General features: G+C 48.8%; 25 protein-coding genes and 1 tRNA gene. 18 read left to right on the forward strand and 8 right to left on the reverse strand.

All coding sequences use genetic code 11. The annotated features are described in order from the left end of the window. The first annotated feature begins 28 nt into the window (after positions 1 to 28). Together NDI45_RS19355 and NDI45_RS19360 are read left to right on the forward strand one after the other, a co-directional pair. Positions 29 to 2,446, forward strand: a complete 2,418-nt coding sequence (locus tag NDI45_RS19355) for a Tex family protein (RefSeq protein WP_348248387.1) — start codon at positions 29 to 31, stop codon at positions 2,444 to 2,446. A 356-nt stretch (positions 2,447 to 2,802) separates the two neighbouring features. Next, positions 2,803 to 2,955, forward strand: coding sequence for an isochorismate synthase (locus tag NDI45_RS19360; protein WP_348248332.1), 153 nt, complete (start codon positions 2,803 to 2,805; stop codon positions 2,953 to 2,955). Between the two features lie 368 nt (positions 2,956 to 3,323). Here the strand turns inward: NDI45_RS19360 and NDI45_RS19365 are convergent, their stop codons facing one another. Then, positions 3,324 to 4,220, reverse strand: coding sequence for an SMP-30/gluconolactonase/LRE family protein (locus tag NDI45_RS19365; RefSeq protein WP_348248333.1), 897 nt, complete (start codon positions 4,218 to 4,220; stop codon positions 3,324 to 3,326). Positions 4,221 to 4,344: 124 nt separating this feature from the next. On the opposite strand from NDI45_RS19365, the gene NDI45_RS19370 reads away from it, so the two are divergent. Next, a tRNA-Val gene (locus NDI45_RS19370) sits at positions 4,345 to 4,416 on the forward strand. A 273-nt stretch (positions 4,417 to 4,689) separates the two neighbouring features. Here the strand turns inward: NDI45_RS19370 and NDI45_RS19375 are convergent. Next, positions 4,690 to 4,896 (reverse strand): hypothetical protein, encoded by a 207-nt coding sequence (locus NDI45_RS19375; RefSeq protein WP_348248334.1) that lies wholly within the window; start codon positions 4,894 to 4,896, stop codon positions 4,690 to 4,692. Between the two features lie 11 nt (positions 4,897 to 4,907). Continuing rightward, positions 4,908 to 5,225: a hypothetical protein gene (locus tag NDI45_RS19380; RefSeq protein ID WP_348248335.1), complete on the reverse strand. Its 318-nt coding sequence runs from the start codon at positions 5,223 to 5,225 to the stop codon at positions 4,908 to 4,910. Between the two features lie 232 nt (positions 5,226 to 5,457). Between NDI45_RS19380 and NDI45_RS19385 the strand changes: the two genes are divergently transcribed. Then, positions 5,458 to 5,694, forward strand: a complete 237-nt coding sequence (locus tag NDI45_RS19385; RefSeq protein ID WP_348248336.1) for a helix-turn-helix transcriptional regulator — start codon at positions 5,458 to 5,460, stop codon at positions 5,692 to 5,694. Between the two features lie 69 nt (positions 5,695 to 5,763). Here the strand turns inward: NDI45_RS19385 and NDI45_RS19390 are convergent, their stop codons facing one another. After that, entirely contained in the window at positions 5,764 to 9,096 is a 3,333-nt protein-coding gene (locus NDI45_RS19390) for a tetratricopeptide repeat protein (RefSeq protein WP_348248337.1), read from the reverse strand. A 293-nt stretch (positions 9,097 to 9,389) separates the two neighbouring features. Here NDI45_RS19390 and NDI45_RS19395 point away from each other — a divergent pair, with 293 nt between their 5' ends. From NDI45_RS19395 to NDI45_RS19405, 3 genes are all read left to right on the forward strand, one after another. After that, positions 9,390 to 9,764 carry a hypothetical protein gene (locus tag NDI45_RS19395; RefSeq protein ID WP_348248338.1) on the forward strand — a complete coding sequence of 125 codons (375 nt, stop codon included), beginning with the start codon at positions 9,390 to 9,392 and terminating at the stop codon, positions 9,762 to 9,764. A gap of 719 nt (positions 9,765 to 10,483) precedes the next feature. Continuing rightward, positions 10,484 to 10,789, forward strand: a complete 306-nt coding sequence (locus tag NDI45_RS19400; protein WP_190790980.1) for a hypothetical protein — start codon at positions 10,484 to 10,486, stop codon at positions 10,787 to 10,789. 54 nt (positions 10,790 to 10,843) lie between these two features. Beyond that, positions 10,844 to 11,017 (forward strand): hypothetical protein, encoded by a 174-nt coding sequence (locus NDI45_RS19405; RefSeq protein ID WP_190790979.1) that lies wholly within the window; start codon positions 10,844 to 10,846, stop codon positions 11,015 to 11,017. An 885-nt stretch (positions 11,018 to 11,902) separates the two neighbouring features. Here NDI45_RS19405 and NDI45_RS19410 read toward each other — a convergent pair. After that, the gene (locus tag NDI45_RS19410) at positions 11,903 to 12,841 is read right to left on the reverse strand and encodes a pentapeptide repeat-containing protein (protein ID WP_348248339.1); all 939 of its coding nucleotides are present in this window, start codon (positions 12,839 to 12,841) and stop codon (positions 11,903 to 11,905) included. A gap of 315 nt (positions 12,842 to 13,156) precedes the next feature. On the opposite strand from NDI45_RS19410, the gene NDI45_RS19415 reads away from it, so the two are divergent. The 8 genes from NDI45_RS19415 (at position 13,157) to NDI45_RS19450 (ending at position 19,597) form a co-directional block, all read left to right on the forward strand. Next, on the forward strand, positions 13,157 to 13,780 hold the full coding sequence (locus NDI45_RS19415) for a hypothetical protein (RefSeq protein WP_348248340.1): 624 nt from the start codon (positions 13,157 to 13,159) through the stop codon (positions 13,778 to 13,780). Between the two features lie 176 nt (positions 13,781 to 13,956). Next, positions 13,957 to 14,190 carry a hypothetical protein gene (locus tag NDI45_RS19420; protein ID WP_348248341.1) on the forward strand — a complete coding sequence of 78 codons (234 nt, stop codon included), beginning with the start codon at positions 13,957 to 13,959 and terminating at the stop codon, positions 14,188 to 14,190. 65 nt (positions 14,191 to 14,255) lie between these two features. Further along, positions 14,256 to 14,750 (forward strand): hypothetical protein, encoded by a 495-nt coding sequence (locus NDI45_RS19425; protein ID WP_348248342.1) that lies wholly within the window; start codon positions 14,256 to 14,258, stop codon positions 14,748 to 14,750. After that, a complete protein-coding gene (locus tag NDI45_RS19430) occupies positions 14,747 to 15,559 on the forward strand; it encodes an ATP-binding protein (protein WP_348248343.1) in 813 nt (270 codons plus the stop codon). Before NDI45_RS19425 ends, NDI45_RS19430 begins: the two co-directional genes overlap by 4 nt. After that, a complete protein-coding gene (locus NDI45_RS19435) occupies positions 15,559 to 16,590 on the forward strand; it encodes a metal-dependent hydrolase (protein WP_348248344.1) in 1,032 nt (343 codons plus the stop codon). The genes NDI45_RS19430 and NDI45_RS19435 overlap by 1 nt, the downstream gene beginning before the upstream one ends. Further along, the gene (locus NDI45_RS19440) at positions 16,580 to 17,692 is read left to right on the forward strand and encodes an ATP-binding protein (protein WP_348248345.1); all 1,113 of its coding nucleotides are present in this window, start codon (positions 16,580 to 16,582) and stop codon (positions 17,690 to 17,692) included. The genes NDI45_RS19435 and NDI45_RS19440 overlap by 11 nt, the downstream gene beginning before the upstream one ends. Continuing rightward, positions 17,689 to 18,630, forward strand: coding sequence for a hypothetical protein (locus NDI45_RS19445; protein WP_348248346.1), 942 nt, complete (start codon positions 17,689 to 17,691; stop codon positions 18,628 to 18,630). The genes NDI45_RS19440 and NDI45_RS19445 overlap by 4 nt, the downstream gene beginning before the upstream one ends. Then, the gene (locus NDI45_RS19450; protein ID WP_348248347.1) at positions 18,563 to 19,597 is read left to right on the forward strand and encodes a hypothetical protein; all 1,035 of its coding nucleotides are present in this window, start codon (positions 18,563 to 18,565) and stop codon (positions 19,595 to 19,597) included. Before NDI45_RS19445 ends, NDI45_RS19450 begins: the two co-directional genes overlap by 68 nt. Here NDI45_RS19450 and NDI45_RS19455 read toward each other — a convergent pair. Next, a complete protein-coding gene (locus tag NDI45_RS19455) occupies positions 19,571 to 20,422 on the reverse strand; it encodes a glycosyltransferase family A protein (RefSeq protein WP_348248388.1) in 852 nt (283 codons plus the stop codon). The two genes, NDI45_RS19450 and NDI45_RS19455, sit on opposite strands and share 27 nt — an antisense overlap. 80 nt (positions 20,423 to 20,502) lie before the next feature. After that, entirely contained in the window at positions 20,503 to 21,141 is a 639-nt protein-coding gene (locus NDI45_RS19460) for a hypothetical protein (protein WP_348248348.1), read from the reverse strand. A gap of 81 nt (positions 21,142 to 21,222) precedes the next feature. On the opposite strand from NDI45_RS19460, the gene NDI45_RS19465 reads away from it, so the two are divergent. Then, complete coding sequence (locus tag NDI45_RS19465) at positions 21,223 to 21,813, forward strand: thermonuclease family protein (protein WP_348248349.1); 591 nt, start codon at positions 21,223 to 21,225, stop codon at positions 21,811 to 21,813. Positions 21,814 to 21,874: 61 nt separating this feature from the next. Here the strand turns inward: NDI45_RS19465 and NDI45_RS19470 are convergent, their stop codons facing one another. After that, on the reverse strand, positions 21,875 to 23,011 hold the full coding sequence (locus tag NDI45_RS19470) for a hypothetical protein (protein ID WP_348248350.1): 1,137 nt from the start codon (positions 23,009 to 23,011) through the stop codon (positions 21,875 to 21,877). Positions 23,012 to 24,033: 1,022 nt separating this feature from the next. Here NDI45_RS19470 and NDI45_RS19475 point away from each other — a divergent pair. Next, positions 24,034 to 24,270 (forward strand): helix-turn-helix transcriptional regulator, encoded by a 237-nt coding sequence (locus tag NDI45_RS19475; RefSeq protein WP_348248351.1) that lies wholly within the window; start codon positions 24,034 to 24,036, stop codon positions 24,268 to 24,270. 262 nt (positions 24,271 to 24,532) lie between these two features. Continuing rightward, positions 24,533 to 25,594 (forward strand): type IV pilin-like G/H family protein, encoded by a 1,062-nt coding sequence (locus tag NDI45_RS19480; RefSeq protein ID WP_348248352.1) that lies wholly within the window; start codon positions 24,533 to 24,535, stop codon positions 25,592 to 25,594. The last annotated feature ends 139 nt before the right edge of the window (positions 25,595 to 25,733 follow it).

The raw sequence follows: 25,733 nt of genomic DNA on the forward strand, positions 1-25,733 counted from the left end.
CTGTTTGATGGTTGGATCGATCGCAACGATGCTGAATATTCCTCAACTGCTGGCGCAAGAACTGTCTCTCAAACCCTTTCAAGTCGAGAGTGCCCTGGAACTGTTTGCAGAGGGGGCAACGATTCCGTTTATTGCTCGCTATCGCAAAGAGCGTACGGGTGAACTGAACGAAACGCAGTTGCGGGATCTGCTCGATCGCCACACTTACCTGACCGAACTCGAAGACCGCAAAGTTGTCATTCTCAAATCGATCGCCGAACAAGGCAAGCTCAGCGACGAATTGCAGCAGGCGATTCAAAACTGTCTGCTCAAAACGGAACTGGAAGATTTGTATTTGCCTTATCGTCCAAAGCGGCGTACCAGAGCCACGATCGCCCGTGAGAAGGGGTTGGAGCCTTTAGCTCAATGGATTAAATCCCTCAATCAGCCTGCTGCAAAGTCGGCAAGTCTGGAGCAGGAAGCCGCAAAGTATGTTTCGGAAGAAAAAGGCGTGAAGTCAGCGGCGGAAGCTCTGAAGGGCGCGTCGGATATTCTGGCGGAGGAAGTGGCGGATCAGGCGCATCTGCGATCGTATCTGCGCGATTTTTTGATGGAGACCGGGCTGTTTATTTCGCAGGTGAAAGCGGACTTTCCCGAAGGCACGACCAAGTTTGAGATGTATCGCCGCTATCAGTCAAAGGTAAAGACGATCGCGCCTCACAACCTGCTGGCACTGTATCGAGGTGAGACAGAAGGTGTGCTGGATGTGGAGCTTGCTTTTGATGCGGATGCAGTGCAGGGCTACTTGGAACGAGAAGAGATTCACACTCAGGCTGCCCCGATTCGTCAGTTTTATCGGGAAATGCTGAAAGATGCCTTCGATCGCCTGATGAAAACTTCCCTGATTGGCGAAGTGCGGGCTGAGAAAAAGCTGGAGGCAGATGTCGAATCAATCAAAACCTTTGAGGCAAATTTGCGCGAACTCTTGCTGTCTGCTCCGGCAGGAATGAAGCCCACTCTGGCGATCGATCCTGGATTCCGCACGGGCTGTAAGGTGTCGGTGCTCGATCAGACCGGGAAGTTTCTGGAGTACCAGACGGTTTTTCCGCATCAGGCAGAGGGGCAGCGCGTTCAGGCAGGCAAAACGCTGAAGACATTAATTGAGAAATATCAGATTGAACTGATTGCGATCGGCAACGGCACAGCAGGACGAGAAACCGATGAATTTGTCGCAGAGGTGCTGCAATTGCTGGAGCGCAAACCGATCAAGGTGATGGTCAATGAGTCGGGCGCGTCGATTTATTCTGCCAGCCCAACGGCGATCGAGGAATTTCCCGATCAGGATATTACGGTGCGCGGCGCGATCAGTATCGGGCGACGGCTGCAAGACCCACTGGCAGAACTAGTAAAAATTGACCCGAAATCGATCGGCGTTGGACAGTATCAGCATGACGTGGATCAAAAGCTGCTGAAAAAGAAATTAGATGAAACGGTAGAAAGCTGCGTGAACTATGTCGGGGTTGATTTAAACATGGCATCGAAACAGTTGCTGAGCTATGTATCCGGCATTTCTGCTGCTGTTGCAAACAATATTGTGACGTATCGCAATCAGAATGGGGCATTCCGCGATCGCAAAGAACTCCTCAAAGTCGCGAAACTTGGACCCAAGGCGTTTGAGCAGGCAGCAGGGTTTCTGCGAATTCGAGACGGCAAAAACCCCCTCGACAATACTGCCGTTCACCCGGAAAGCTACTCTGTGGTGGAACGCATTGCTGCCGATCTTCAGGTGACGCTCGGTGCGAAGCACGTTCCTGCGGGGGGTAATCAGATTACAGAAGTTGCTGCTCGCTTGAAGAAAACCGACCTGAAGAAATATGTGACGGAGACGATCGGAGAGCCAACCCTGCGCGATATTCTGGCAGAGCTGGAAAAGCCCGGACGTGACCCCCGCGCCGAGTTCAAATATGCCACCTTTAAAGAAGGCATCAAGGAAATCAGCGACCTGAAACCGGACATGGAGCTAGAAGGGATTGTCACCAACGTGGCGAACTTTGGCGCATTTGTCGATATTGGTGTGCATCAAGACGGACTGGTTCACGTTTCCCAGCTTGCCGATCGCTTTGTGAGTGACCCAAAGCAAATTGTCAAAGTCGGGCAGGTGGTGAAGGTGCGTGTGCTGGAGGTGAATGAGTCTCTGAAGCGGATTAGCCTTTCGATGAAATCAGGCGAAGCAGGCGAAACTTTCCGTGCAGAAGCGAACTCTCGAAATCAGCCTAAACCGCAAACGAAACCCCAGGATAAACCCTCAGTTAAATCTCAAGTTAAATCCCAAGTTAAATCCCAAGTTCAACCCCAAACGAAATCTCAAAATAAGTCGCAGTCCGGGCAGCAATCGGCATCCGAACCAAAAGCGGAAAAGCCGCCCAGCCTGGATGATCTGAAGGCGAGGTTCAATCGCAAAGTATAGGTAAACGATCGCCACCCTGTCAGTAAAAGGGTAAAGCAATGGGGATGTAAAGAATATTAGAGGGGCAGTCAATAATTTAGGCTGCTCTTTTATGATTGGGGTATGGGAGAACATTCCCTCAACGCTTCAATTGATTAATGCTCATTAACGTTCGTTAACGTTCCTCCGAGATTCATTTGCAGTTTATCTTCGCTTGCTTCAGTTTGCGCTCGACTGTTTGCAAATTTATTGCGCTACTGATTTACCATTGCTTCGCTCCAGGCAGTTGGGACAATCAAAATTCTGCAACAAGCTCCTGCAAAATGACGTGATCTGGTTGGTTTGCCGTCCACCCTATTCCTATTGAGGCCAAAACGATGAATATTTTCCAGTCATTCGGTAATGCAATCCAGTATTTGGCTGAAGGTGTGGCGCGCTTCTTTGATAAGAATGATTATCCTGAAATTGGAGTGCAGCCCTTTAGCGGCGACTACTATTCTGAAGTTAACTTTAAGCAAATTGAGAAATAGCTGATCTGCAACTAAGCGATACATCATTTGACTCAGGAACGGCCTCCAATCTGCCCTGAGTTAAATCAGGCAGATAACTGAGAATTGATTTCTGGATCGATCGCCTTAAAAAAGCGCATTAGATTCAGAAACCAAATTCTTGGTTGTCTGCTTTTATCTGCTTTACTGTGCGATCGCCTGCTCAGAAACAAGCGGAAAAAAGAATCAATTGAGTCAGATTAGGCGAATGCTCTACTGGAATAGAGCCATTGGGGTCGCTGTATTGCTTGCTGTATCACTCACTGTATCGCTCAGTATGATACGCATTTAGATCTGGCTTTCCACAGCCAAGTTAAGCAAATCAGACAAAGGTTTAACCGTCTTGTCTCTTAAGTGTTCCTCGAAGAATGTTGAAAGGAATAAATTAACCTTCCCGAAAACGGGGTCGAGCAGCGAAATAAATCTCCGGCATTGAAGCCCTGCTGAATCTCCTTCTGGCTTAGCCCCACCGATGCCGAGGTAATGTACAGGTCGGTCAACTGAAACCCCCCAAACGCAATGCTAGTGGGACATTGAACGGGCAGGCTGATGCGCTGAAGTTCCTGACCTTGTGGATCAAAGCAGACAATACACCTGCCGCCCCAGAGGGCAGACCACAAGTTTCCCTCAACATCGATCGCCAGCCCATCGGGTTCTACAGCTTCATCGGTGAGATCAATGAATACCCGTCGATTCCAAATCTTGCCCGCTTCTAAATCAAAGTCATAAGCATAGATTTTGTGCAGGGCAGAATCGGTTAGATAAAACGTTGATCCGTCAGGACTCCAGCCTAAGCCATTAGAAATTGTTAGTCCGGTTTCCATCACCTGCAGCGAACCATCGGGATCATAACGATAGAGTTCTGCCTGGGCAGGGGCTTCGCTCACTGAGCCGATCCAAAACCGTCCTTGAGCATCGCATTTGCCGTCATTAAAGCGCGTGTTGGGATGGGGAAATTGAATTTGATACAGCGTTGTGGTTTCGCCTGTTTCCGGGTCGAGCAGCGCAATTCGATCGCCCAATGCCATCAGGATCTGATTGTTGCTTGTGAGGACGATCGCACTCACCGGGGCATCCAGCTCAAAGAAGCGATCGTGACCTGTTGCCGGGTCGAACTGGTGAACTCGATAATTGTACACATCGACCCAGAAAAGCATCTGGCGATCGGCATCCCACAGCGGGCACTCACCCAGCCGGGCACGGGCAGACAGCACAATTTGAACGGTGTTTTGGATAGATTGGCTCATGCAGCAGTAAAATAACGTGACCTGTAGGGTTTAAAGGGAAATGCTTGTTTGCCGTTACTTCGATCGGCTATACTCATAGCAACTTCGGATTGGCTTTCCCAAAGTAAGCTAAGATGTAAAACGCGGGCGATTAGCACAGTGGTAGCGCACTTCCTTCACACGGAAGGGGTCACTGGTTCGAATCCAGTATCGCCCATTCAGTAAAAATTTCAAGCAAAAATTTCAGCGATTTGCTGATTGAAAAATTTAGGCTCACTCTAGGTAAGCGGATACTCGCCCGATCGTAAATTCGTTTTTGCGCTGTTAAACTCTGCCTTGAGAGAGATTCGTTTTTATCTTGGAGAACTGGAGTCGAGCCACGGAAGGTAACACCACCGTCAGCGATCGCAGCGAGGCGCAAAGCGATAGAATCTGCCGATAACGATGCCAGACTGAACGCGGGTTGCAGCCTGAGCTTGGCAGGAGATGCCTAAACCTGATTGCGTAGCTCTCGCACAATTTCCTGCGCTAAGTTCTTGCTCCACACCTGTTCAAATGGGCAGGAAACCCGATCGCCTTCTCGCTCAAACCATCCGATCGCTTCCTCAAGCTGGCTCACGGAGTAGGTATCGTTAATCAGCATCTTGGTCAGCAGGGTTTTGACGACGATCGCTTGAGCATCATTCAGCATCAGCATGGTGAATTCTCCTATAAGTTGTGATTGGGGGTGCTGGACATCACGGAAGTTGGGTCAGACGGGTGTTGCTGGCACTGGGCATCAATGCGATGCGCTTGAGGGCGATCGTCCTGCGACGGATGCTCCCGCACGTCGAACAGAATCCGATAGATGGCAGTAGGGCTGAGCTGCTGCAAAATTCGCAGATGGGCTTCGGCATCAGGACGGCGACGCAGACGAGCCACAATCAGAGTTTGGGCATTGGGTAGGCAACGAACGATGCACCAGGGATTGAGTTGGTTGTAATAAGACATGGGAAATGAGGACGATCGCAGCAAAGACGATCGCATAGGGTTTGCAGGCGAAACTGTGACCAATCGAAACCGATCGGGTTAGGACAAACGAAAATTACCCGTCGATCGACTGGTGCAAAGTGTCTGTGAGTGGTTGAAAGGATGAGAAACTATGAAGACGTAGGCGTTGCGACTACTTCACCTACGCTCTCGTTGACTCTTCAATCACTATAAACTGCTTATAGTTCTGAGTCAACTGCTTATATAAGCTGTTTATAAAGCCGTTGCAATGATCGAGGTACAAGAACCAGAAAAGGAGTCACCCCTCAAGAAGCGTCGAGATGAACTGGGCTTGACTCAACGAGATGTTGCAATAGCAATTAACGTATCTGTGCAGACGGTCAGCAATTGGGAAACGGGGCGATTCAAGGAGGTTCGCCTGACGCTACCTCAAGTTAAGGCACTTTGCCGAGTGTTGCAGTGGTCGATCGATGATTTGCCGGATGACTTTAGACCAGAAGACTAAAAGGACGATCGGCTCATCTCCCTAACCTTTCCCAAAATCGATCGCCTTTCCCGTTATTAATCCGCCTCCCTACACATTCCTTAACTCTGCTAATGTTTGCCGCAATTGATCGCGCAGCCATACCATATTCCTGTCATTCGGGGCAAGTTCGAGCGATCGAGAAACAAGCCGCAATGCTGTTTGCCAACAGTTTTGTGCTTCCTCATACTGCGAAAGTTGGGCTTGCAGGTTACCCAGACTTTGCAAAGCTAATCCCTTGTTGTTGAGGGCATTGATGTCATCAGGAGCACGATGCAGAGCTTCGTTGTATGCCTCAATCGACTCCTGGTAGTTGGAGAGAGCTGCCTCATACTGCGAAAGTCGGGCTTGCAGGTTACCCAGACTTTGCAAAGCTAATCCCTTGTTGTTGAGGATCTGGATGTCATCAGGAGCATGATGCAGAGCTTCGTTGTATGCCTCAATCGACTCCTGGTAGCTGGAGAGAGCTGCCTCATACTGCGAAAGTCGGGCTTGCAGGTTACCCAGACTTTGCAAAGCTAATCCCTTGTTGTTGAGGATCTGGATGTCATCAGGAGCACGATGCAGAGCTTCGTTGTATGCCTCGATCGACTCCTGGTAGTTGGAGAGAGCTGCCTCATGCTGCGAAAGTTGGGCTTGCAGGTTACCCAGACTTTGCAAAGCTAATCCCTTGTTGTTGAGGATCTGGATGTCATCAGGAGCACGATGCAGAGCTTCGTTGTATGCCTCGATCGACTCCTGGTAGTTGGAGAGAGCTGCCTCATGCTGCGAAAGTTGGGCTTGCAGGTTACCCAGACTTTGCAAAGCTAATCCCTTGTTGTTGAGGATCTGGATGTCATCAGGAGCACGATGCAGAGCTTCGTTGTATGCCTCGATCGACTCCTGGTAGCTGGAGAGAGCTGCCTCATACTGCGAAAGTTGGGCTTGCAGGTTACCCAACCTTTGCAAAGCTAATCCCTTGTTGTTGAGGGCATAGATGTAATCAGGAGCACGATGCAGAGCTTCGTTGTATGCCTCAATCGACTCCTGGTAGCTGGAGAGAGCTGCCTCATGCTGCGAAAGTTGGACTTTCAGGTTACCTAACCTTTGCAAAGCTAATCCCTTGTTGTTGAGGGCATAGATGTCATCAGGAGCACGATGCAGAGCTTTGTTGTATGCCTCGATCGACTCCTGGTAGTTGGAGAGAGCTGCCTCATACTGCGAAAGTTGGACTTTCAGGTTACCCAGCCTTTGCAAAGTGCTCCCCTTATTGTTGAGGGCATTGATGTCATCAGGAGCATGATGCAGAGCTTCGTTGTATGCCTCAATCGACTCCTGGTAGCTGGAGAGAGCTGCCTCATACTGCGAAAGTTGGGCTTGCAGGTTACCCAGACTTTGCAAAGTGTTTCCCTTATTGTTGAGGGCATTGATGTCATCAGGAGCATGATGCAGAGCTTCGTTGTATGCCTCAATCGACTCCTGGTAGCTGGAGAGAGCTGCCTCATACTGCGAAAGTTGGGCTTGCAGGTTACCCAGACTTTGCAAAGTGTTTCCCTTGTTATTGAGGGTATTGATGTCATCAGGAGCACGATGCAGAGCTTCGTTGTATGCCTCGATCGATTCTCGATATTCCTGCAGGGCTTCCTGATGTTTTGACAAATTAGCAAAGTATTGTCCTTCTAAGGTTGAGATATACCCCAAGTAAAAATCGCTGCGAATAAACAAGACGTTGCGAATTTCTAACAGCGCTCGGCACTGCTCATAGCGGCTGTAGCGCAGGGCATCGTCAAAAACCTGCCCCCACTTTTGGATGCCCTGTTCCCAGTTCAAGCGATTTAAGTGATAAATCTCCTCGGCGGGCTGGCTTTGCTGCTGATAGTGCTGCAATAAAATCTGATGCGCTGCCTGAGTTGTGGCTTCGGCTTCCTCGTCGTTTAGGCGGCGCAGCAAATCATGAATGCGATACAAATGCTGTCCGGCTTTTTCGCTCTGCCACACAAATGAGAAACTGGTCAATAGATCAAAGCCCGGTCGGGTTGGTCGAAACTTCAGCGCTTCACCCAGCATCAAGTACAGGTCAAAATCGAAGGAGCGACAGGCACTCAGAGCATGAACCGCATAGCGAATTTCCTGATCCACATACTTTAGCAGTCGTTCAATCAACGCCTTTGCCTGGTTACTCAAGTCCGGCAACGCGGGAAAATCGGCTGCCGTTAGCGTAATTCCCTGACTTTTGGCTTGCAGCACCGTATCTGCACTCAATCCCAAAAATAGGGGATGCACTTCATTCGGCTGCATACTTGCCGTAGCAATAATTGCCTGACACAGCAACTCATCCGTAATCCCAACTCGTTGCAAATATAAAGCCGCATCCGCTGCTGCAAAATGCCCCACCTGCTTCGCCGTTAAATATGGCTGGGGAATCTCTGTTCTTGGTTTTGCGGATCTTGCCTCTACCCAACGAGGTGGTTCTCGTCCCGCAACGACTACTACAATGCCGTCTTGCAAATTCAACGATCGCAGCAATCGCCGTAGCCACTCATCCCGTTCAAAAAACAGCGTATCTGCCAGATCCTTTTGTCGTCCCCAGAATGCTTCATGGGTATCAAACATCAGCACCAACCGCTTCGGCGCGTCCTTTTGCTGAATTGCTGCATTCAGATCATCTGCCAGCAACTTTGGTAACTCATAAATTAACTCGGTATCAACATCTTTGTGTTGAATGGCTTTGATCCTGTCCGCCGACAATCCAATCCTGGCAGAATAAACTGTCACTTTCTCTTCTAAGTCCTCTACCAGAAAGCCCAATACTGCGTTTGCGATCGATCCAAAGGGATTACCTGTGACCGCATCTACCAACGCTGACACTAACCCTGCCGCATCACTTAAGGGAAAGAGCGATTTAATCTCCTCTGAAGATTTTCCCTTTTGATGCAAATACCAGATGCAGGCAAAATCATACAAGGGAAACCGCAACCGATATTCCAACTTACTTGCTGCCTCTGCCAGATTCCGTCGCAGCATCAATAGTCCATAAAACGGATCTTGTGGACGCTCAATTCCCCCACTTTGCCCAAAATCGTGCAGCACCGCCGGAACTGCAATACACTCCGTCACGTTCAGATTCTCAATGTAATTAGCAAGATCCGCATCCGATCGGCGTTTCACCTGCTCCCAGGTCTGAGGCAAAAGCCATTTACAGCACTGCTGCCGCAAAAATTTCAGCAAGAGCGATTTGCCATTGCCGCCATCACCATAAAAAAACAAAATTTGCTTTCCCGGTGGCTCATCATTCAACGCTTGAGTAAAGAGACGAACAAACTCAATCCGATCGGTAAACAGCTTTAATGCCCGATCGCCCTCTGTCACCGAAGGAACCTGCCTCAGGTCATCGTCAATGCTCATCGCCCGCCACCCGCTGCTAGGAATTGCCGATGTTATTCTCCGATCCTAAGCATCTACCCTGCGATCGTCCACGTTACGACTTGCTGCTAAATTACTCCTAATGCAAAGAATCACACTTTAATTGCAAGCCTCCACACTGCCAATGCAACCGATCGCAATCCTTCTGTCACGCCTCGCAGTCTTAATGCGATCGATCACAATCCTTTTGCAACCCAACATATTCTCAGTGCGATCGTTAAACCTCTTGTTTTAATGGGCACATTAAATATGTAAACAATTACTGAGGGTGCACTATGCCTAGTCCAGATACCAATCGTCGCCTCACCCCTGCTGTGCTCAATCAAGATGTCGATGCCTTTAACGGTTATCGCACGATCGTGGGTTACAGCACCAAACGTTTCAACGCCACCCCCGAAGCCTTGCAGCAGGCATATCAATCCATGCTGGCACAGCAGCAAGCCGAAACCGAAAAGCTAGCCCTCTATCGAGCGGCTTCTGACGCAGCGCGATTGGCAGAATGGGAATTTCACAACGCAGTGCTGGCAATGAAGGAAGTCGTCAAAGGGCAGTTTGGGTCAGACAGCAACGAAGCGCAATCTGTCGGGCTGAAAAAGAAATCCGATCGCAAGCGTCCCACTCGTCAAAAAGTGGCACCAATCGCAAGCTAATACAGCCAAACCAAAGAAAGCGATCGCCCCTCAACTTCCCAATCCCGACTCTGCTTAATTGCCGCTCGATCTCCCAAGCTCCCTGCTCTGGATTCAGTTGATTACTATACTTCCAGGCAACACAGATAAGGGAATCAAAGCCGTTGCTGATCCGATTCGGGCGATCGCCTCCAACAATAGCAAGGGCAAACATCGCCAAGGGAGAAGCGATCGGGACAGCGAAACAAATTGCTCAGCACCAGAGTACGAGATGCCGATCGAAAACTGTTTGAGCTGCTTATGCTAGAAAACGGGAGCCAACTTATTCAGTCCGCTTCAGAAAGTGAGTGAGTTGTTCTACCAGTAATCAGCTAAGGCTCAATAAATAAAAGGTAAATCAAGACTGATGCGGAATGGCAAGAGATTGAACTGCTGCTCCCGCCTGAAAAGCCGTTGGAGGCTTTACCGTGTTTGTGAGGGGTGGGATGACCACAGAGCAGGCATTCCATAGGTCTTGCTTAAAAGTAGAGCCACTTTACCTAACCCACTACAGTCTGATGCACTACCTAGTATTCCAGTGCAGCATTCGGAAGAGAAATCAACTGTGCTTTGCCTGCTAGAATCTTGAAGGAATTACCATTATTGCCTGTCCTACAGTGAAGCAGAAACGCTCAAAATTCCTGCTGCTATCTCTACTGAATTCCTTAGCCGATTTTGATGGGGAGCTATCTGAGGAAGCAGTGAGACTATTGGAGGAGTTGAAAACCCGATCGCATAGCCTTCCTCCGCTCTATGCCGATGTTTTTGCCCTTCCTTATTCAGCAACCTGTGCTGACCTGGTTAATCGCATCATGTCTCTTTCCCAAGAGCAGATTGCCGTTGCCAGTTATGCATTTCAAGTTTTTCGCTACTATGAGCAGATTTTGAAGGCGAACCCTGGTGATGGGTCACCCCAACAGCAGGCGGCTTACGAGTCGCAGGTAGAGCGGATTCGCCTTTCAGTGGCTCGAACGAAAGCAGCGTTAGCGGAATCCCTTGGGAAATAGCTGGAAGAAACACTACAATAAACAGCTAGCAATCATCAGGAAGCAACTATTGCTATGCCCTCCCTTAGCCGTCAGCAATCCGATCGCCTTGTTCACAACGTTACAGCCATTGAGCAATTATTAGCCGAGGTGGATGACGAAGGAGCCGAGGAGATTCTAGATGAACTCTATATGCTCATCACCAAAATTCTCGAGCAGTTTCCGCAACTGGATAAAGATGAGGATTGAGGCTAGATCAGACTGGAAGGATTGATTTCTCGTTGGGACTCATCGGCTGGATTTTAGCTTTTGAGACCATAAGCTGAGCAATCGTGCAGTTATGAACCCATAAAGTGAGCAATCGTCCCATAGAGCTGAAAGGCGAGAAGCTGTCGCAATCGCCTGTCCCAAGTGAGGCAGGTTGAGACGCAAGAAACTTTTGGGATTTAGAAACGCTAGAAACAGAGCACTAGCAGAACAGCAACACTTCTCGTACTGAACTACGGTTCCGTACTGAAAAATCTTAATGCGGGTTGAAAGAGAGCACTACGTTGACATTCTCAGACGACACTAATTTGTCACCACCAACTAGACGACACTAATTCGTCTCAAAGACACTAATTTGTCATGAGCGACAACAATTTGTCACCGATGACATTTAATTAGTCACTGTACATTAGGCGATGGACACAACTGGACTCGAACCAGTGACCCCTACGATGTCAAGGTAGAAGCTAAAGACCTAAAACACTTGCTAAGCAAGGATTAGAAGTTTATTGGTAGCTGGTAGCGACCATCTATCTACCTGTAAGTCAAAAATCAGGAGCGTAGGTACGTTCTGAAAAAGCCAGAGTGCTCATGCCTAAAGTTTCTGAATTCGTTTAACTCGAAATGAACTGTTGACAGCATCCGGTCTGACCTATAACCACATGAGACGGCAAACTAAGAATTTGTGTATTGATGGGATGATTGAGTCTCGTTCTGATAAAACCGGTAGCGGTCGATATCTTGTGAAAACTCAATATCTTGTCAGAGCATTAAATTTCACCTAAGTCAATCAGTCGCTCGCAACCTCTAGTAGTTGTGTGAAGCAGGTCGTCAGCTTGTTGAAGAACTCCGATCGTTCTGGAATTCCTAGTATGAAGCGCGAATCATTCCTGCCACATCTGGGTTAAATCCCTCTGGGAAGCGAGTTTTCCTGTCGTAAATGGCATCTGTCAGAATGCTGTTGTGAAGGTTTTGGGCGTATGTCAAGACAGTACCAACCAAATAAGCTCCCCTCAAATCAGCTCCTTGCAGGTTGACTTCATCTAAATTCGCTGCGCTCAAGCTCGCTCCCTGGAGTACAGCAACTTGGAGATCAGCTCTCCGTAACTGTACATCTGTTAACACGGATCTTGTTAAGTTTGCCCCCCGAAGATTTGCTCCTTCTAGATCGGCTTCTGTGAGATCCGCACTCTGTAGATTTGCCCCTTGAAGCAGAGCAAGTCGGAGATCGGCTTTCCTCAAATCGGCTCCTCCCAGGTTTGCCTCTCGTAAATCAGCTTCGACCAGAACTGCTTCTCGTAGCTGAATCCGTTTCAAATCCGCTTGATAGCCATCCAGTCCATCGAGGGGTACTCCCTCTTCAGCCAGTTCTTCTAAGGCTTGAATCCGTGCATAGCTGGTAGACAGCCCTGCTGCTGAATCGATGACCTTCCAGGCTTCAAGATGTCTTTGCTGCCTGCGATCGGGTGCTTCCCGGAGGTACAGCATTACCCCTGAAACGAGGGCAATTACATCAGCGCGATCGAGGAGAGCGGCTAGAACGTCTCTTAGCGAGGTCAAAGGCTTATTGCCAGCTTCTATCCATAGGGTCAATCCAGCCAGTATCGCGACCGTTGATAGGACGACTGCCCAGGGTGGTAGTTCCTGAATCAAGACATCAGTGGGTCTTCGCTTGAGCCGCCGCCCATTAAGCCAGACGTAGTTCCGTTTGATGATTCCCTGCCACCTGTCGCGGTGACGATCGATCCAGAGTCGCAGCGATCTGGGCAGCAGTTGCTTGAGTCGATGAGCGAGCTGATGAAGCACTCTCGTTATCCTATGGGTACTGGCATTTCGATTATGGCTTTCCCGTAGCCTCACTCCAAAACATGAATAAGCCCCTCAACCAACGCGAGCTGAGGAGCAGTTTTGAATAGAGGAGAGATTTAAGTCTTTAGCTATATCCTGTTCTACATCTCGCCTGCTGGTCATTCCGGTAACGGTCATTGCTTTAGAGGAAGGAAGCGACCACCATTCTCAACCTTGCGTTGCCTGAAGCAATCGTGGGTCTGCTGTACTAATTTTTAGGGATTAATTCTTTGCCAGGTGTAGTCTAGCCTCACCCCTGTTGAAGTTGGTCTTATGAACATGGCTCTTCGCTTCAAGGTTTTGACAGTCCTTCTGCTTCCGATTCTGGCTACCCCGCTTCAAGCTGTCAAAACTGCTGCAAACCCTCCATCGGTTTTAGCCCAGGCTGTTAGCTTTCAACAAGCACCGGAGACAGAGTGGTATGAGGTCATGTCTAACGGATTTAGCGTTCTCATGCCCGGCAGACCAATGGACTCGGTAGACAGTCCGCCTCCTCCCAGTGACTCCCCGTTCGGTGACACTCACTTTTTCAGTCTTGATCAAGGAGATCTTGGAGGACTCTACTTCTTGATGGACATGCCTAGTTCTAATGTTTCAACTCAATACAGTGAATACCAGAGGGAAGCGTTTTTTAACAGAGTTCGAGACCAATTTATTGGCACAGACTATCGATTGCTGAATGAACAATCCCTCTCACAAAATGGCTATCCTGGTCGAGAACTAGAGTCAGAGCAAATAGAGCAATCAGGGCAAGTCGCAGTGGTGGCGAGAACGCGAGTGTATTTGACTGATCGGCGGGTGTATCTGTTGCAGGTTACTGGTTCGCCAGAAGTAGTGCATTCGCCAGAGGCGGAACGCTTCCTGAATTCTTTCAAGCGGGTGTCTTCAACCCCTTAAGCTTGCTCTCTGCTCCTCGATCGTCTTAAAGCACAGGAAGCACACAGCCTCATGAAGCAGTGATTAATTCCTAATGCAGCTTCAATGAACTCCTAGCTTTATCCGTGAGTTTCCGATTGTTTGCCCTAGCTTCAGTTCGTGAACACTGAGGGTAGTACAAAAAGCTTTCAAATCCGATGAACCTGTGTTTTTCAACCGATCGTGGTAAGCAGACCCGATCGCAGTTATTAGCAGCACTACGGACGCAAGACGGCTTAACTCGAAATGAATTAGTAGCAGCCTCTGGTCTGACCTATGACCAAGTGAGACGACAAACCAAGAACCTGTGTATCGATGGGGTGATTGAGTCTCGCCTTGATGGAATGGGTAGCCGTCGATATTTCATGAAATCTACAAGGTCTCGTCAGTAGTTTCTTGCTTGTGTTTTGGATGAGTTGGTCAGTACCAGTAGGGCATCCATTGGCTGAAACTCGTTATGACACTGCAACTGAAGAAACCGTTTAGTCGATTGGCTCCACTCATTCATCTGGTTCGCTCTGTCCTACAGATTGTCCGTCAGACAATTCAATCACGTTCACAGCGAACTCTCACTGCGGCAAGCATTCCCCTAGACCGTTCCATTTCTGCCTCTCCCCCAATCGAAGTACCAGCAGTGCCCGTTCCCGTTGAAGCAGAGCCATTCCCAGAAGTGATTGCCGTTCTCCCTACGCCGGAACTACAGCCGCCGCTCGATCGACCCACCGAGGGCAGTAGCGCAGAGCGACCCACCGAGGGTGGCAGCGCAGAGCGACCCACTGAGGGTGGCAGCGCAGAGCGATCGCGTCAGGTCTTAGAACTGCTAGAAGAAGCTGATCGCCTGGGACTGATTACCTATCCGCAGCTCATGGATTATGTGAAAGCGAAGACTGGGACAGCTTGTAGTCGCCGGACAATCGCAAACTGGAAGCGGGCACGGCAGCTTAGCGAATGAGAATTTATCGTGCTACGGAACAGCGGCGCATTGGGGCGGTACTGCGATCAGGGTCTAGCTTGCTGGTCGTGGCAGAGTCCGGCATGGGCAAATCGGTTTTAGGGGATGCGATCGCTCAGGAACTACAGGAGGAAGGCTATCTGCTGGCAATTGTCCAGCCTGCCTCGACGAAGCAACTGCTGCTGAGAATCGCGGATCAACTCGGTGTGGAAGTAACTGACCTGGAGGGCAAGAATCTGACGACTACGGGACTAAAGGGGGCAATTGTAGATTTCCTCTCAACTCAGACCGCTTTCCTCATCTGCGACGATGCCCACCACTTCACCCCAGAAATGCGCCGATTTTTAGAGGAACTGCATGAGCGTCACTGTCCAATGCTGCTGCTAGCAACGACTCCTCCGGCAAAAGATATCTTCCTGAAACTACCTCGAATCGAACTCAAGCCCCTTCAAGACGTAGCAATCCGTGACATCATGGCGGCTCATGCGCTGGAACTAGGACTCAATATCGGTACGGCACAGCTAGCAGCACTCCAGCAGCGATGCGGTGGAAATCCAATGCTAGCGAAACGAGTGATGCAGGAAGAGTACCTGGGGCTGGAGGATACTGCACCTGACCATACCCAGTGGATTGATGGCACTCCCTATCTCATTGCTGGACTCATGGTTTTTGGCATGGTGCGTGTGATTGGGATCGGTTTGAACTCCACGTCGCTTTACCTAATTGGCGGAATTCTCAGCGTTTTAGTTGGAATTCTGCGAATCATTTTTTATTCACTGCCTAAAAAGTCTTCTCGGCTTGGAAACTGATGCTTACCGCAACTCATGCAGCATTAGCGATCGCTTCAACTTCTCTTCTCACTGGCACGGCTGACCCGTGGGTACTGGGTACGGCTGCCCTTGCTTCACAGATTCCTGATGTCGATACCTCTGGTAGTGTCCCCGGCAGAATCTTCCATCCAGTCAGTAGATGGCTGGAAGAACGGTTCCCTCATCGTTCCGCAACCCATAGCTTCTTTGCGACTGGGCTAGTAGCGATCGCTGGCTTACCCCTACTCCTACTTAGATGGGACGGTCAATACTGGGGATTACTAATTGGCTACTGGATGGGCTGGTTTGGTGATGTCTTCAGTAAAAGCGGAGTGGCAGCATTCTTCCCCCACCAGGCAAGACTCGTGATCCCCGGCAATCCCAAACTCAGGCTATCGACGGGCAGCAAAGCAGAATCGATCGTTCTGGGGATAATCGTGCTGGTAGCGATCATTTCCTTCAACATCAACAGTTCTGGCGGCATCATGCGGAGCTTTGATCAGGTACTTGGCTCACAGAATGGGGCGATCGAAATCTACCAGCGCGAGAGTAGCCGACGACAGGTGACAGTTTCAGTCGAAGGCAGACATACTATCACACAGCAGGCAGTTTCCGGCAGCTACGAGGTAATAAGCACGATTGCTGGGGATTTACTTGTCCGGGATAGCCAGGGCAGGCTTTATCGCATTGGAGATAGCCCAGAGGCGCAAATTGCACCAGAGAAAATCAATGCCACTGTAGGCAAACCAATTGCCCTCACTACTAGGGAACTGCTACTGCAAGATCAACCTGTAAGGGAAGCGATCGCCCCCTTTGCTCAGCCGAATACGTTCGTTTCAGGCAGGCTAACGATTGACCCACTCGATCGAGATGCAGTGAACCTGCATGGCTCTAAGCAATACTTCCAGCCTATCCAAGAGTTTAATGGCAGCGTCGAACTGGAATCCGCTTCACCGATCGAAGTGCTGGCTGCTCTGGGCGAAGTCTACGCGACAGGCAATCTTATCGTGAGGTCAGTTCATGTTCAGTAGCAATCGACGAGAGAAACCATTGCCCCCGGCTGCGGTCGTTCCTTTGAGGCGGTCGGATAGTGTAGTTGGTGAGGATACAAGCGGCGTGCTGTTGGGTTCAGGGGTGCGGTGGAATCCAGAGAAGCTTCCCAATGCTCATATCGTGACGATCGGCGCGTCCGGCAGCGGAAAAACACAAACGCTCAAAGGAATTATTTTCGCGCTGCATTCTATATATCCGGCAATGAAAAAAATTGTGATCGACTTTCATGGCGATCAGGATATTGAGGGGGAGACGTGCTACCCGCTCCACATGGCCAGCCCTTATGGGGTCAACCCTTTGATGATTAACCTCGACCCTGAAGGAGGCGGACCCAGCTTGCAGGCAATCGCTGTGGTTGCAGTCCTAAAGAAGTCTCTTCAGCTTGGCTCTGTTCAGGAAGGAACGCTGCTTGATGTTCTGGGGATGTGCTATCAGCAACGGGGCATTAAGCAATCTGAACCAGCTACCTGGAATCGAGAACCGCCTAATTTTGCAGACGTACAGGCAGAGCTAGAAAGCCGTACCCGTGATGAGCAGCCTTGTAAGGAATCTCAAAAGCTACTGCTGAAACTAGCGGCAACGTTTCAGTATGGGGTGTTCTCGCGCCCACAGTTGCCACTGGACGAAACGCTGATTCGGATCGATATGTCGAAATTGCCCCCGGCACTGCAATCGATTGCAGCAGAGGCACTGGCTAAGCAACTGATGGACTCGCACCGTTTGGTGGGAGAAATCAAGGGCAAGCTTCCGAGAACGTTTCTCTCCATTGATGAAGCGAAGGAGATGCCGAGAACCAGTAACTCTGCCAGCGATCGGATTATTGCTGATGGTCGAAAGTACGGCTTGGCGTTGGGTCTTGCCTCACAGTCAGAACGGCATCTATCTGCCGATGTGATTGGGAACTCTAGCACCAAGATTGTGCTTCCTGTGGACCAAACCGAGGTGGTGAAGGTGGCGAAAAAGTTCCGATTTGCTGAGGGAAAGGTGGCGAACCTTCAGCCATTGCAAGCCTTAGTAAGGATGGGAACGGACGCGAAACAGGTTGATATTCTGCCTTACTACGCGAGGGTGGAAGAGTGAAACGGCAAGCATTAGTAGCGATCACCTTTCTGATAACGAGCTGTGCGGCGGTGGCTCAATCTCCGTCACCTGTTCCCTCAGCAGCTCCGAGCGTTCTGCCCAATATCGAAACCAGCACAAGGCAACGGCTCACACTGAAACTTACGCTCTCCAGCCCCGATGACCTACTGGTGAAGCAAGGTGATCGTGTTAAGGAAGGTCAGCCGCTCAGCGAGCGAGTTCGTGACCGAGTCCGGCTAGAGGGACAGAAGCGGCAGCTCCAGCTTCAGATCGATCGCCTCAATCGTCCGGTATCAGGTCCACCAGCAGCACAACCCGTTCCTGAAGTTGGAGGGCTTCCGCCAGCCAGTTTCTTAGATGAAGTGGCAGCCGTCGAGCGTCAGAAGGTCACGGTGGCTCAGGCGGAGATGGCAGTCGCAAACCAGCAACGAATGCTCGATATGTTTGAGTCAATGCCCGCTGCCAACCTTCCAGAGGCGACTATCCCTCACGAAACGGAACGGCTGAAGCAGAAGGAACAAGAGTTAGAGGCAGCACGGGCAGAGCTTCAGCTTACAGAAGCCAAACTCGCCCAGGCACAGCAAGAGCGGCAATATCAGGAGTACCAGCACAGCTTAGAGCTGTCCAAAAGGGCGATCGCTATCCAGCAGGCACAGCTTCAACGTGCTGAACAGTTTCAACGTCAGCAGGAGCAGGAACGAGAGCGATCGTTTCAGTTGGCACAGCTAGGGGTGCAGATGCAGCAATTAGAGACGCAGTTAGCCGCACTCTCAACGGTCAGGAGTCCGTATGCAGGCACAATTCAACGGGTTAAGTGGGAAGGGCAGAATGATCAGAATCTTGTGGTTCAGTTGGTGCTGGTTGCCGATAGTGCTGGTAGTTCCCCTGCTGGTGATGACTCCAACGATCGCCCTGTCACAGGAGACGGAACCGACTGAGGCAGTCGAAACGGAGCCATCTGAAGAAGTTGAAGCCGAGCCTGCTGAGGAGGAACTGATCGAAACAGAGTCATCTGAGGAACTGTCTGATGATGGGGAAGAGGAAGTAAGCCCGGAAACGGTTACGACTGACCCGAACCCTCTCAATCCCGCAGGCGAATCGCTAGAGCAGTTGATTCAGATGCAGGTGAATGAGGATTTATGGTCAGCCATGCAGGGAGAGCTGCCCTGCTTAGAGGCAACAGAACCTTGCGTGAAGCAGCTTCAGGAGATGGCGATCGGCAACAGTACCGCACTTCAGGCAATTGATGAGCGAATCGAGCTGGTGAACGAGAAGATCGACACCGCCAGAGCCAACAACCAGCAGACCGTCAATCTCGGTATCTTTGAACCCGCGCTGCAATACTTTCTCAAAATCGAAGATGTCCCTGCCGTTGCGGAAGTACGGGATGCTCAAGGCAATGTCACCACACCCGCTCAGCCTGCCCGTCGCCGGGGATTTCTTGATCGCATCGGCGATATTTTCACGGGCGGGGCACTGACAACGATTAACGATGTACTGTCACTCATTGGCGTACCGCTGTTTCAATCCATCGCCGGGGGAAGTCCTGAGCAGCAGCAGAGAGAGATAGCGATCGCAGACTTACAAGTGAAAATCGCTGAAATCGAAAACAAGCGAGGGGAACTAGCGACTCAGCTCCGCGAACAGGTGATGCTTCAAGCGTTGGAATTCGATACCATCCGGCGAGAGTTTCAGATCTCTCAGGAAGTGGCTAAACGCGAGACGTTGAGGCTTCAAATCGTAGAGCAGAATTATCGGTTCGCAGTTGGCACAATGGACACACCTCAATATCTGAGGGAGGTTTCATCGCTTGACCAACAGAGAGCTAGTACCCTTCGCGCCTGGTCTCGCTTGCGGACTCAATTAACGCGGGTGAAACTATTGGTGCTTGGGGCGGGTGATTGATAACTCCCATGCTGCAATCCACTTCATCCAGTGCATGATCCAGGCGAAAGTTAGTTTCTCTCGCCAGCCTGGTAGGTTGCGATCGTTCCACACATTTCTGAAGAACCTAACGCCGTAGGGAAGGAAACTGCACCGGGGGAGCTGTGTCCCTGTGAGTGCTGAGAGTTTGTGCTGTGCCCTAATTTGCCGTCTCAGTTTCGTCAGAAGTGCTTTAAGGTGAGGTCGCGCCGGGTGAAAGACGATCGCATCGGCAACATAAGCAAGAAGCCAACCAGACTCATAGACCCGTTGCCCAAATTCCTTGTCACCAAGATTCATCAGGCGATCGTCAAACCCTCCAACCTGCTCAAACACTTTGCGACGAACCAACAAATTAGCCCCAGCAGCGTAATGATCTCGCGTGATATAGGTTTCCTGCTGTAGGTAACAAATCGAATCAACGTATTCGGCTACTGTTGGTTTCTTGCCTTTGAAAAAGAATTGAATGTGCCCACCCATTAGCCCTACTTCGGGATGAGTTCCAAACACTTTCGCACCTTGTTTAAGCCAGTCTACATCAGGTACACAATCAGAGTCAGTGATTGCAATAACCTCTCCTGCTGCATATTGGATGCCACAGTTTCGAGCCGCATTATTGCCTGGAGTTGGCTCGAACAAATAGCAAACATTGGGGAATTTCTCACACACACTGTAAATATTTTCAGTTGAATTGTTATCAACGACGAGAATTTCAAAGTTGCTATAAGTTTGCGATTGTAATGCAGTGAGGCAAAGCTCAAGTCTGAGGCGATCGTTGTAAACCGGGACAATGACAGAGACAAGCATAGACACAAAAAAGGCAATTTGCAGCTTCTAGAGTGCCCATTGCCCAGTGAACTAAAGATTTGGTGTGAGGAGAAAGAAAATTAACTACCGCTCAGCCAGCTTGCAGGAACGTAGAGATTCCCACGACTACAAAGCGGTGGCTGCAAAGCGTCTAGATTGCTAATCGGCTGTGCAGCTTGAGGCTGTCCATCAAAAATGAATTGGATCATCGTTGCAGCCGTGTGCTGATAGGAAGTCGAGTTTGTAAACCTGGCGATTCCACAGGCGTTTGCGGTTGCGTTGCGGTTGCGATCCTGAGGGGTTTGGATCTCAGTGTAAGAGCCAGGAGTACGACCAACGATCACCACATCGCCCGACGCTGTTTTGAAGTTAGCGGGTCTGGCTTCCTGAAACTGTCCACTAGGAAGGCAATCTGGCAGCAGTTGAACGGGTAGCGTCGAGGTATTCACGTCAACCCCACCGACTTTGATCGTGCCGCTGATCGGCGAGGACGGTGAATTTCTGAGAACCAACGCCCCGCAAGCATTTGCTTTATAGTCGCGGCTCCGCAGCATTCCATCGTAAGTCAAGGACATTTGTGCTTGTGGTGATAGCCCTGTGAAGTAAACATTATTTTCAGCATCCCTGAAAAAGGCTGGAATATTTGCCATTGCCGGAGCCGCTGCACTTACAACGATCGCCGCCGCACTCATTAACGCACCAAACCGAGCAAGATTCATAACAACACTCCTCATGAGGGAAGTCTATTTACATGACTGATATTCACCACTTCACTGGGCTGACCATCGAGGAAATACGGAATGCGGTACATTCAAGGATTATTTGGCTCCGTTGCATTAGGGGTTCTGTTGTTGGCGATCGCCTTGATTTCCGTCACGCAACAAACCTCAGCCAATCGCCCGGACTACGACAATCCATCCCCTCGAACATCGCTCCCACCTGAACCAGGGCAGAGTCGAGCGTGGGAAGTTGTGCGGGTCAGCGATGGCGATACCCTCACCGTGCGGTCTAATGGACGTGAACAGAAGGTTCGATTCTGTGGGATTGATGCCCCCGAAAACGCTCAACCCCTGGGGCATGAGGCGAGAGTTTATCTGCAACAGCTTGTTGACCAGGCGGATGGGCGTGTGATTGTCATGGAGACGGACCGCGATCGCTATGGACGGCTAGTGGCGGAGGTGTTCACCCTGACTGAGAACTACGGGGAAGAACGATCGCTGCAAGCAGAGCTGCTCGCTGCTGGACTAGCTTACATATATCCGGCATACATCTCAGACTGTCCTAATGGCAGCGTATTCAAGGAGGCTGAGGCGATTGCTAAAGAGAAGCAGGTTGGGGTCTGGAATGGAAACTATCAGCGTCCGTGGGACTATCGGAAGGCGATTCGCTAATGATGTGGGGGCGATTCGCTTTAAACGTAGCTTAATTAGGGTTAAAGCTTACTTCAAATCATCAATGATTTTTATAGCTACCTAAAGGACGCAGCTCCTTTTTATTAATGACAAATTCTGGAGTTCTAGCTTGGTTGATGAATACAATCTTCTCAACTTCAGGAAGGACCAATCTCTCAAAGTTGGACTCTTCCCACTCTCCAGCTTCATCATAGCCACACCATAATAAGGTTGGATAATCGTAGTTTTTGATGTGATAAGTTTTCCTTGCAAAATTATAGAACGCAGATTCTCGGATTCTTTCTTCTGGGTCTTTAATAAAATGGAGAAAGTTTTGAAGGAGTATGTCGTATAAAGGATCATGAGGCAGGCCATACACGTATCCAACCTCAACCTGGCGAGCAATTCCTAAAAAGTCTTTAACCGATATTTCTCCTAGAACAGTAAATTTTACTTTTGAGGATAATTCATTCTCTGTTTGATTAGAATTAGTTTGAGTTGTTGCTGCTTTGTAGCCTACATCCATAAGGTCAACATCCCTGACAAGGGCTTTTAGTAATTCATCTCCTAAAAGTTTTTCAGCTGAGCATTTATAGATTTTCATAAGAGTCGATAGAGATTTGCCATACTTCTGCTTGAGGATCTCATTTAGTTTTTCTTTGTCTTGTGGTTCTTCAGTTTTGTATTGCTGTAGATTTTTGGGCAATTCTTCTTTCTTTTGTTTTGGTTTAATTTTAAGATTGACTTCTCCTTGAATTATTTTTTTCACTTCGCTGAGACTAGCTAAAGAAACTCCGAGGAAGACAAGATCATCTGGATTGCCATGAATATAATTTTCATTCTTGAAGTAATGAACTCCTAATCTAACTGCAGCCCAATAGTATCGATGAGACTTAACCTCTTTTTTTCTATTATTAATTACTAAGTCATGAAGAGAATTTTTTCTTGATTCATTCTTAGAAGAAAAGTTATAAACCTCAAAACTAGGTGGGTCAGTAAAATTACTTGATATTCTGTTATTTATGCAAAAATTATAGATAGTTAGTTCGGATAGTTTTCCCTGAAGAATGTCATACCATACTTCGACTGGCATTCGCTCTCTTAATCTATGGGGGGAGTGATAGATCCATGATTTATTAGCAAAATCGATACATTGCTTAATCTGCTCAGTATCGAGGTATGAATCCTGATTTGACATATCCTATCCTAATCTTAGAAATACACGATTACTAAAAAATTCTTAGGACTAGAGTTTTTTCAGGAAAATATACTTTACTCGGCAAATCACTTTACATTCGTGAAGTTTTCTATGGCTTCATTTACAACTGATAGGCGAACTACCGGAACACCGATGATAAAGAGTACAGATGGTTAGCTTCCTATAAATTGGGACCAAAAGGAGGATATCGACAAACGACTATACCGGTAGACTTCGGGGTAGCAGCCAATGCATTTGGGCTGCATGATATTGTGCATGGCAATGCTTGGGAACGGTGCTTAGATACCGGTTAACTCCCTTCTTAGGCTCCCAGGCGTAGTACGTGACATGACAGGAGCAGATTAAGGCTGGACGAGTTTCCCTTGCTCACGCACTTTCTTAGCCACCTTCTCAGCCCCTTAATGATGCCCTGAAAGCCGCCGCTAAGTGTGCAGACGTCCTTAACTTAAACCTCGCGAAGAGGCTTTATGGGACTTAGAGGAGAGAATGGATAACTAGGCATTATAAAGACGTCTAGGAGTCCAAAGGGCGGAATTACAAATTTAAGGGGTTGCCACCCTGGGATAAGTATGAGCTCCTGTGTTTTTCCCTGATTAAAGGCGAAGTAGTCCCCGGCAAACTGTTAGCCGATACACATTGTCATGGTTTTACTGCCAATCCTGCTAGACCTAAATGATGTGTTTCTAATAAGTAGCAACAATGATTAGGTGCGCTCGTCCTGCTTCGAGACACCAGGAAAAACAGTTATCCGCAGCATAGAAATTCCACTCAATTCTCTTATCAATATTATTGATTGCCGGTTGTGCAAAGCGATAGTTGAGTGCAGCGGTCGAGCGAAAGCATTTAGAGGGTCGCAAAGTTTACAGAAAATGCCACGTCTCCAGTAATTTGCACATAGTTCCTTTACCAAACTCAGAAAGCCGAAGATTACACTGGGGTCATCAGGGTTCATAAATTACTTTATTTGGTTTGATATATCGTTCTTTATGTCCCTGTGAGCCATGCCCCAATCATTAGACATTGCAGATCTAATAGTAGAACTTCGTCAAGAATTGCGGATGACTCAAGAACAGCTTGCTGCTGAATTGGGCGTAACTTTTCCAACTGTGAATCGCTGGGAAAATCGACGGGCTAAACCTTCCAGAATTGCCCTTCAATTGATTCAACAGCGTCTAGAGCAGATGGATAAACCTGGGCAGAGATTGCTGAAAAAATATTTTGGGAACGTAAAGAAATAGGTCGTAAAGAGTTGCGACTCAGTATTTAACCTAAGACACAGGTTATCCGTGTGTCGATAGTGTTTCGTGCTTAGAAATTGATTGTCATTGCAATTAGTAATTGGCAGCGAAGCTGAGAAGGGGCAGTACAGCCACTTATTGAGTTAACTGCCTCACGTTTTGAATTAAGGTCATAGATAGCTCATCGATGAAGCGATCGGGCAATACCTGTAGGCACAAGCAATGATAAATCGTACTGGATTGGACAAATTGAAGGTGAAATATGGTTACTAGCAATAGCCTGGACTTGGCCAAACAAGGCAATCCAGCAGCGATCGCTGCCCTAATGAATAAATCGCTTCAATCGAAGGGAATTACGATTACTGCAACCGCTTCAGGGCGTTGTTTAACTCTGATTGCTGAGGCAAATACTGCACCGGAAAAGTCAACTTTGATTGATTTTATTCGTCAGGGAGTTAGTAAGCTCAATCCTGAAGGAATCGATCGTGTTGTTGTTCAAGCTAAAGCGACAGGAAAAAAACAACCTGAATGGCGTGAAGGGTTTGGGCTTTCCTTTTCCAGTAATAGCTCAACACATTCCAAAACCAATACGCTCGTCCATAGCAGTACATCAACAAAACCAACTTCACTTTCCGTCAATCGGCTACCCCCGCTCTTAAACCTGGCAAATACCATCTTGCTAACAGGAATTTTTCTGGCTCTAGTGGCTGGGCTGTTGACTTCTAATCGTTCTAAACCCATGCTTTGGGAATATCGAGTCGAGGGAGTTGAAGATTCAGCCTTTGATTATACGATGCAGCAATTGGGAGCAGAGGGTTGGGAGCTGACCTCAGCACGAAGAGCAGTTTCAGGGGAAGGTGAGAGTAGTCGGGGCGTGTACGAGGTTATCCTTAAAAGGCAAATAACTGAAGCTCAAGCAAGGCAAAACCTCGAAGAACTAGAGAAAGAGATGCAAGCTCTGAAATTGCAGAGTAAGCAAATTTCTGCGAAAAGTTATCTCAGTTCTATCAATCGGGCACAGCAAGCCAACTATCTATTCAATGATCAGTTTTCGCCCACATTGGCAGGGCTAGATTTAGGTTTCACTGCTGATGAAGAAGATTACACCTTTGCCATTGCCCTTAACGGGACTGATCAAGCGATCGCCACAGCAACTTCCAAAAGCAACGAATTAAAGAGCTATACCGGAGCTGTCGCGTTTATCGATAACACGACAAAAACAATTATTTGTGAAACTGATTCCCCCGCGACTACTCCTCCTGCTACACCTGTTCTGAATGGCATTGACTTGCAATGCGCTGCGGATTCATCAGAAATAGACTGACTGAGCTTGCAGAAATTTTCTTTAGAGAACCTATCACTAGGCAAATTGTCAATCAACTGCTTATTGTAGTTGAAGACGTAGAGACGGCTGCTGCCTTCAAAACCCGTACTGGTAAACCCCAACGATCAGCACAGCAGAT

This window comes from Leptolyngbya sp. GB1-A1 (assembly GCF_039962475.1).
Classification (GTDB): domain Bacteria; phylum Cyanobacteriota; class Cyanobacteriia; order Elainellales; family Elainellaceae; genus Leptolyngbya_A.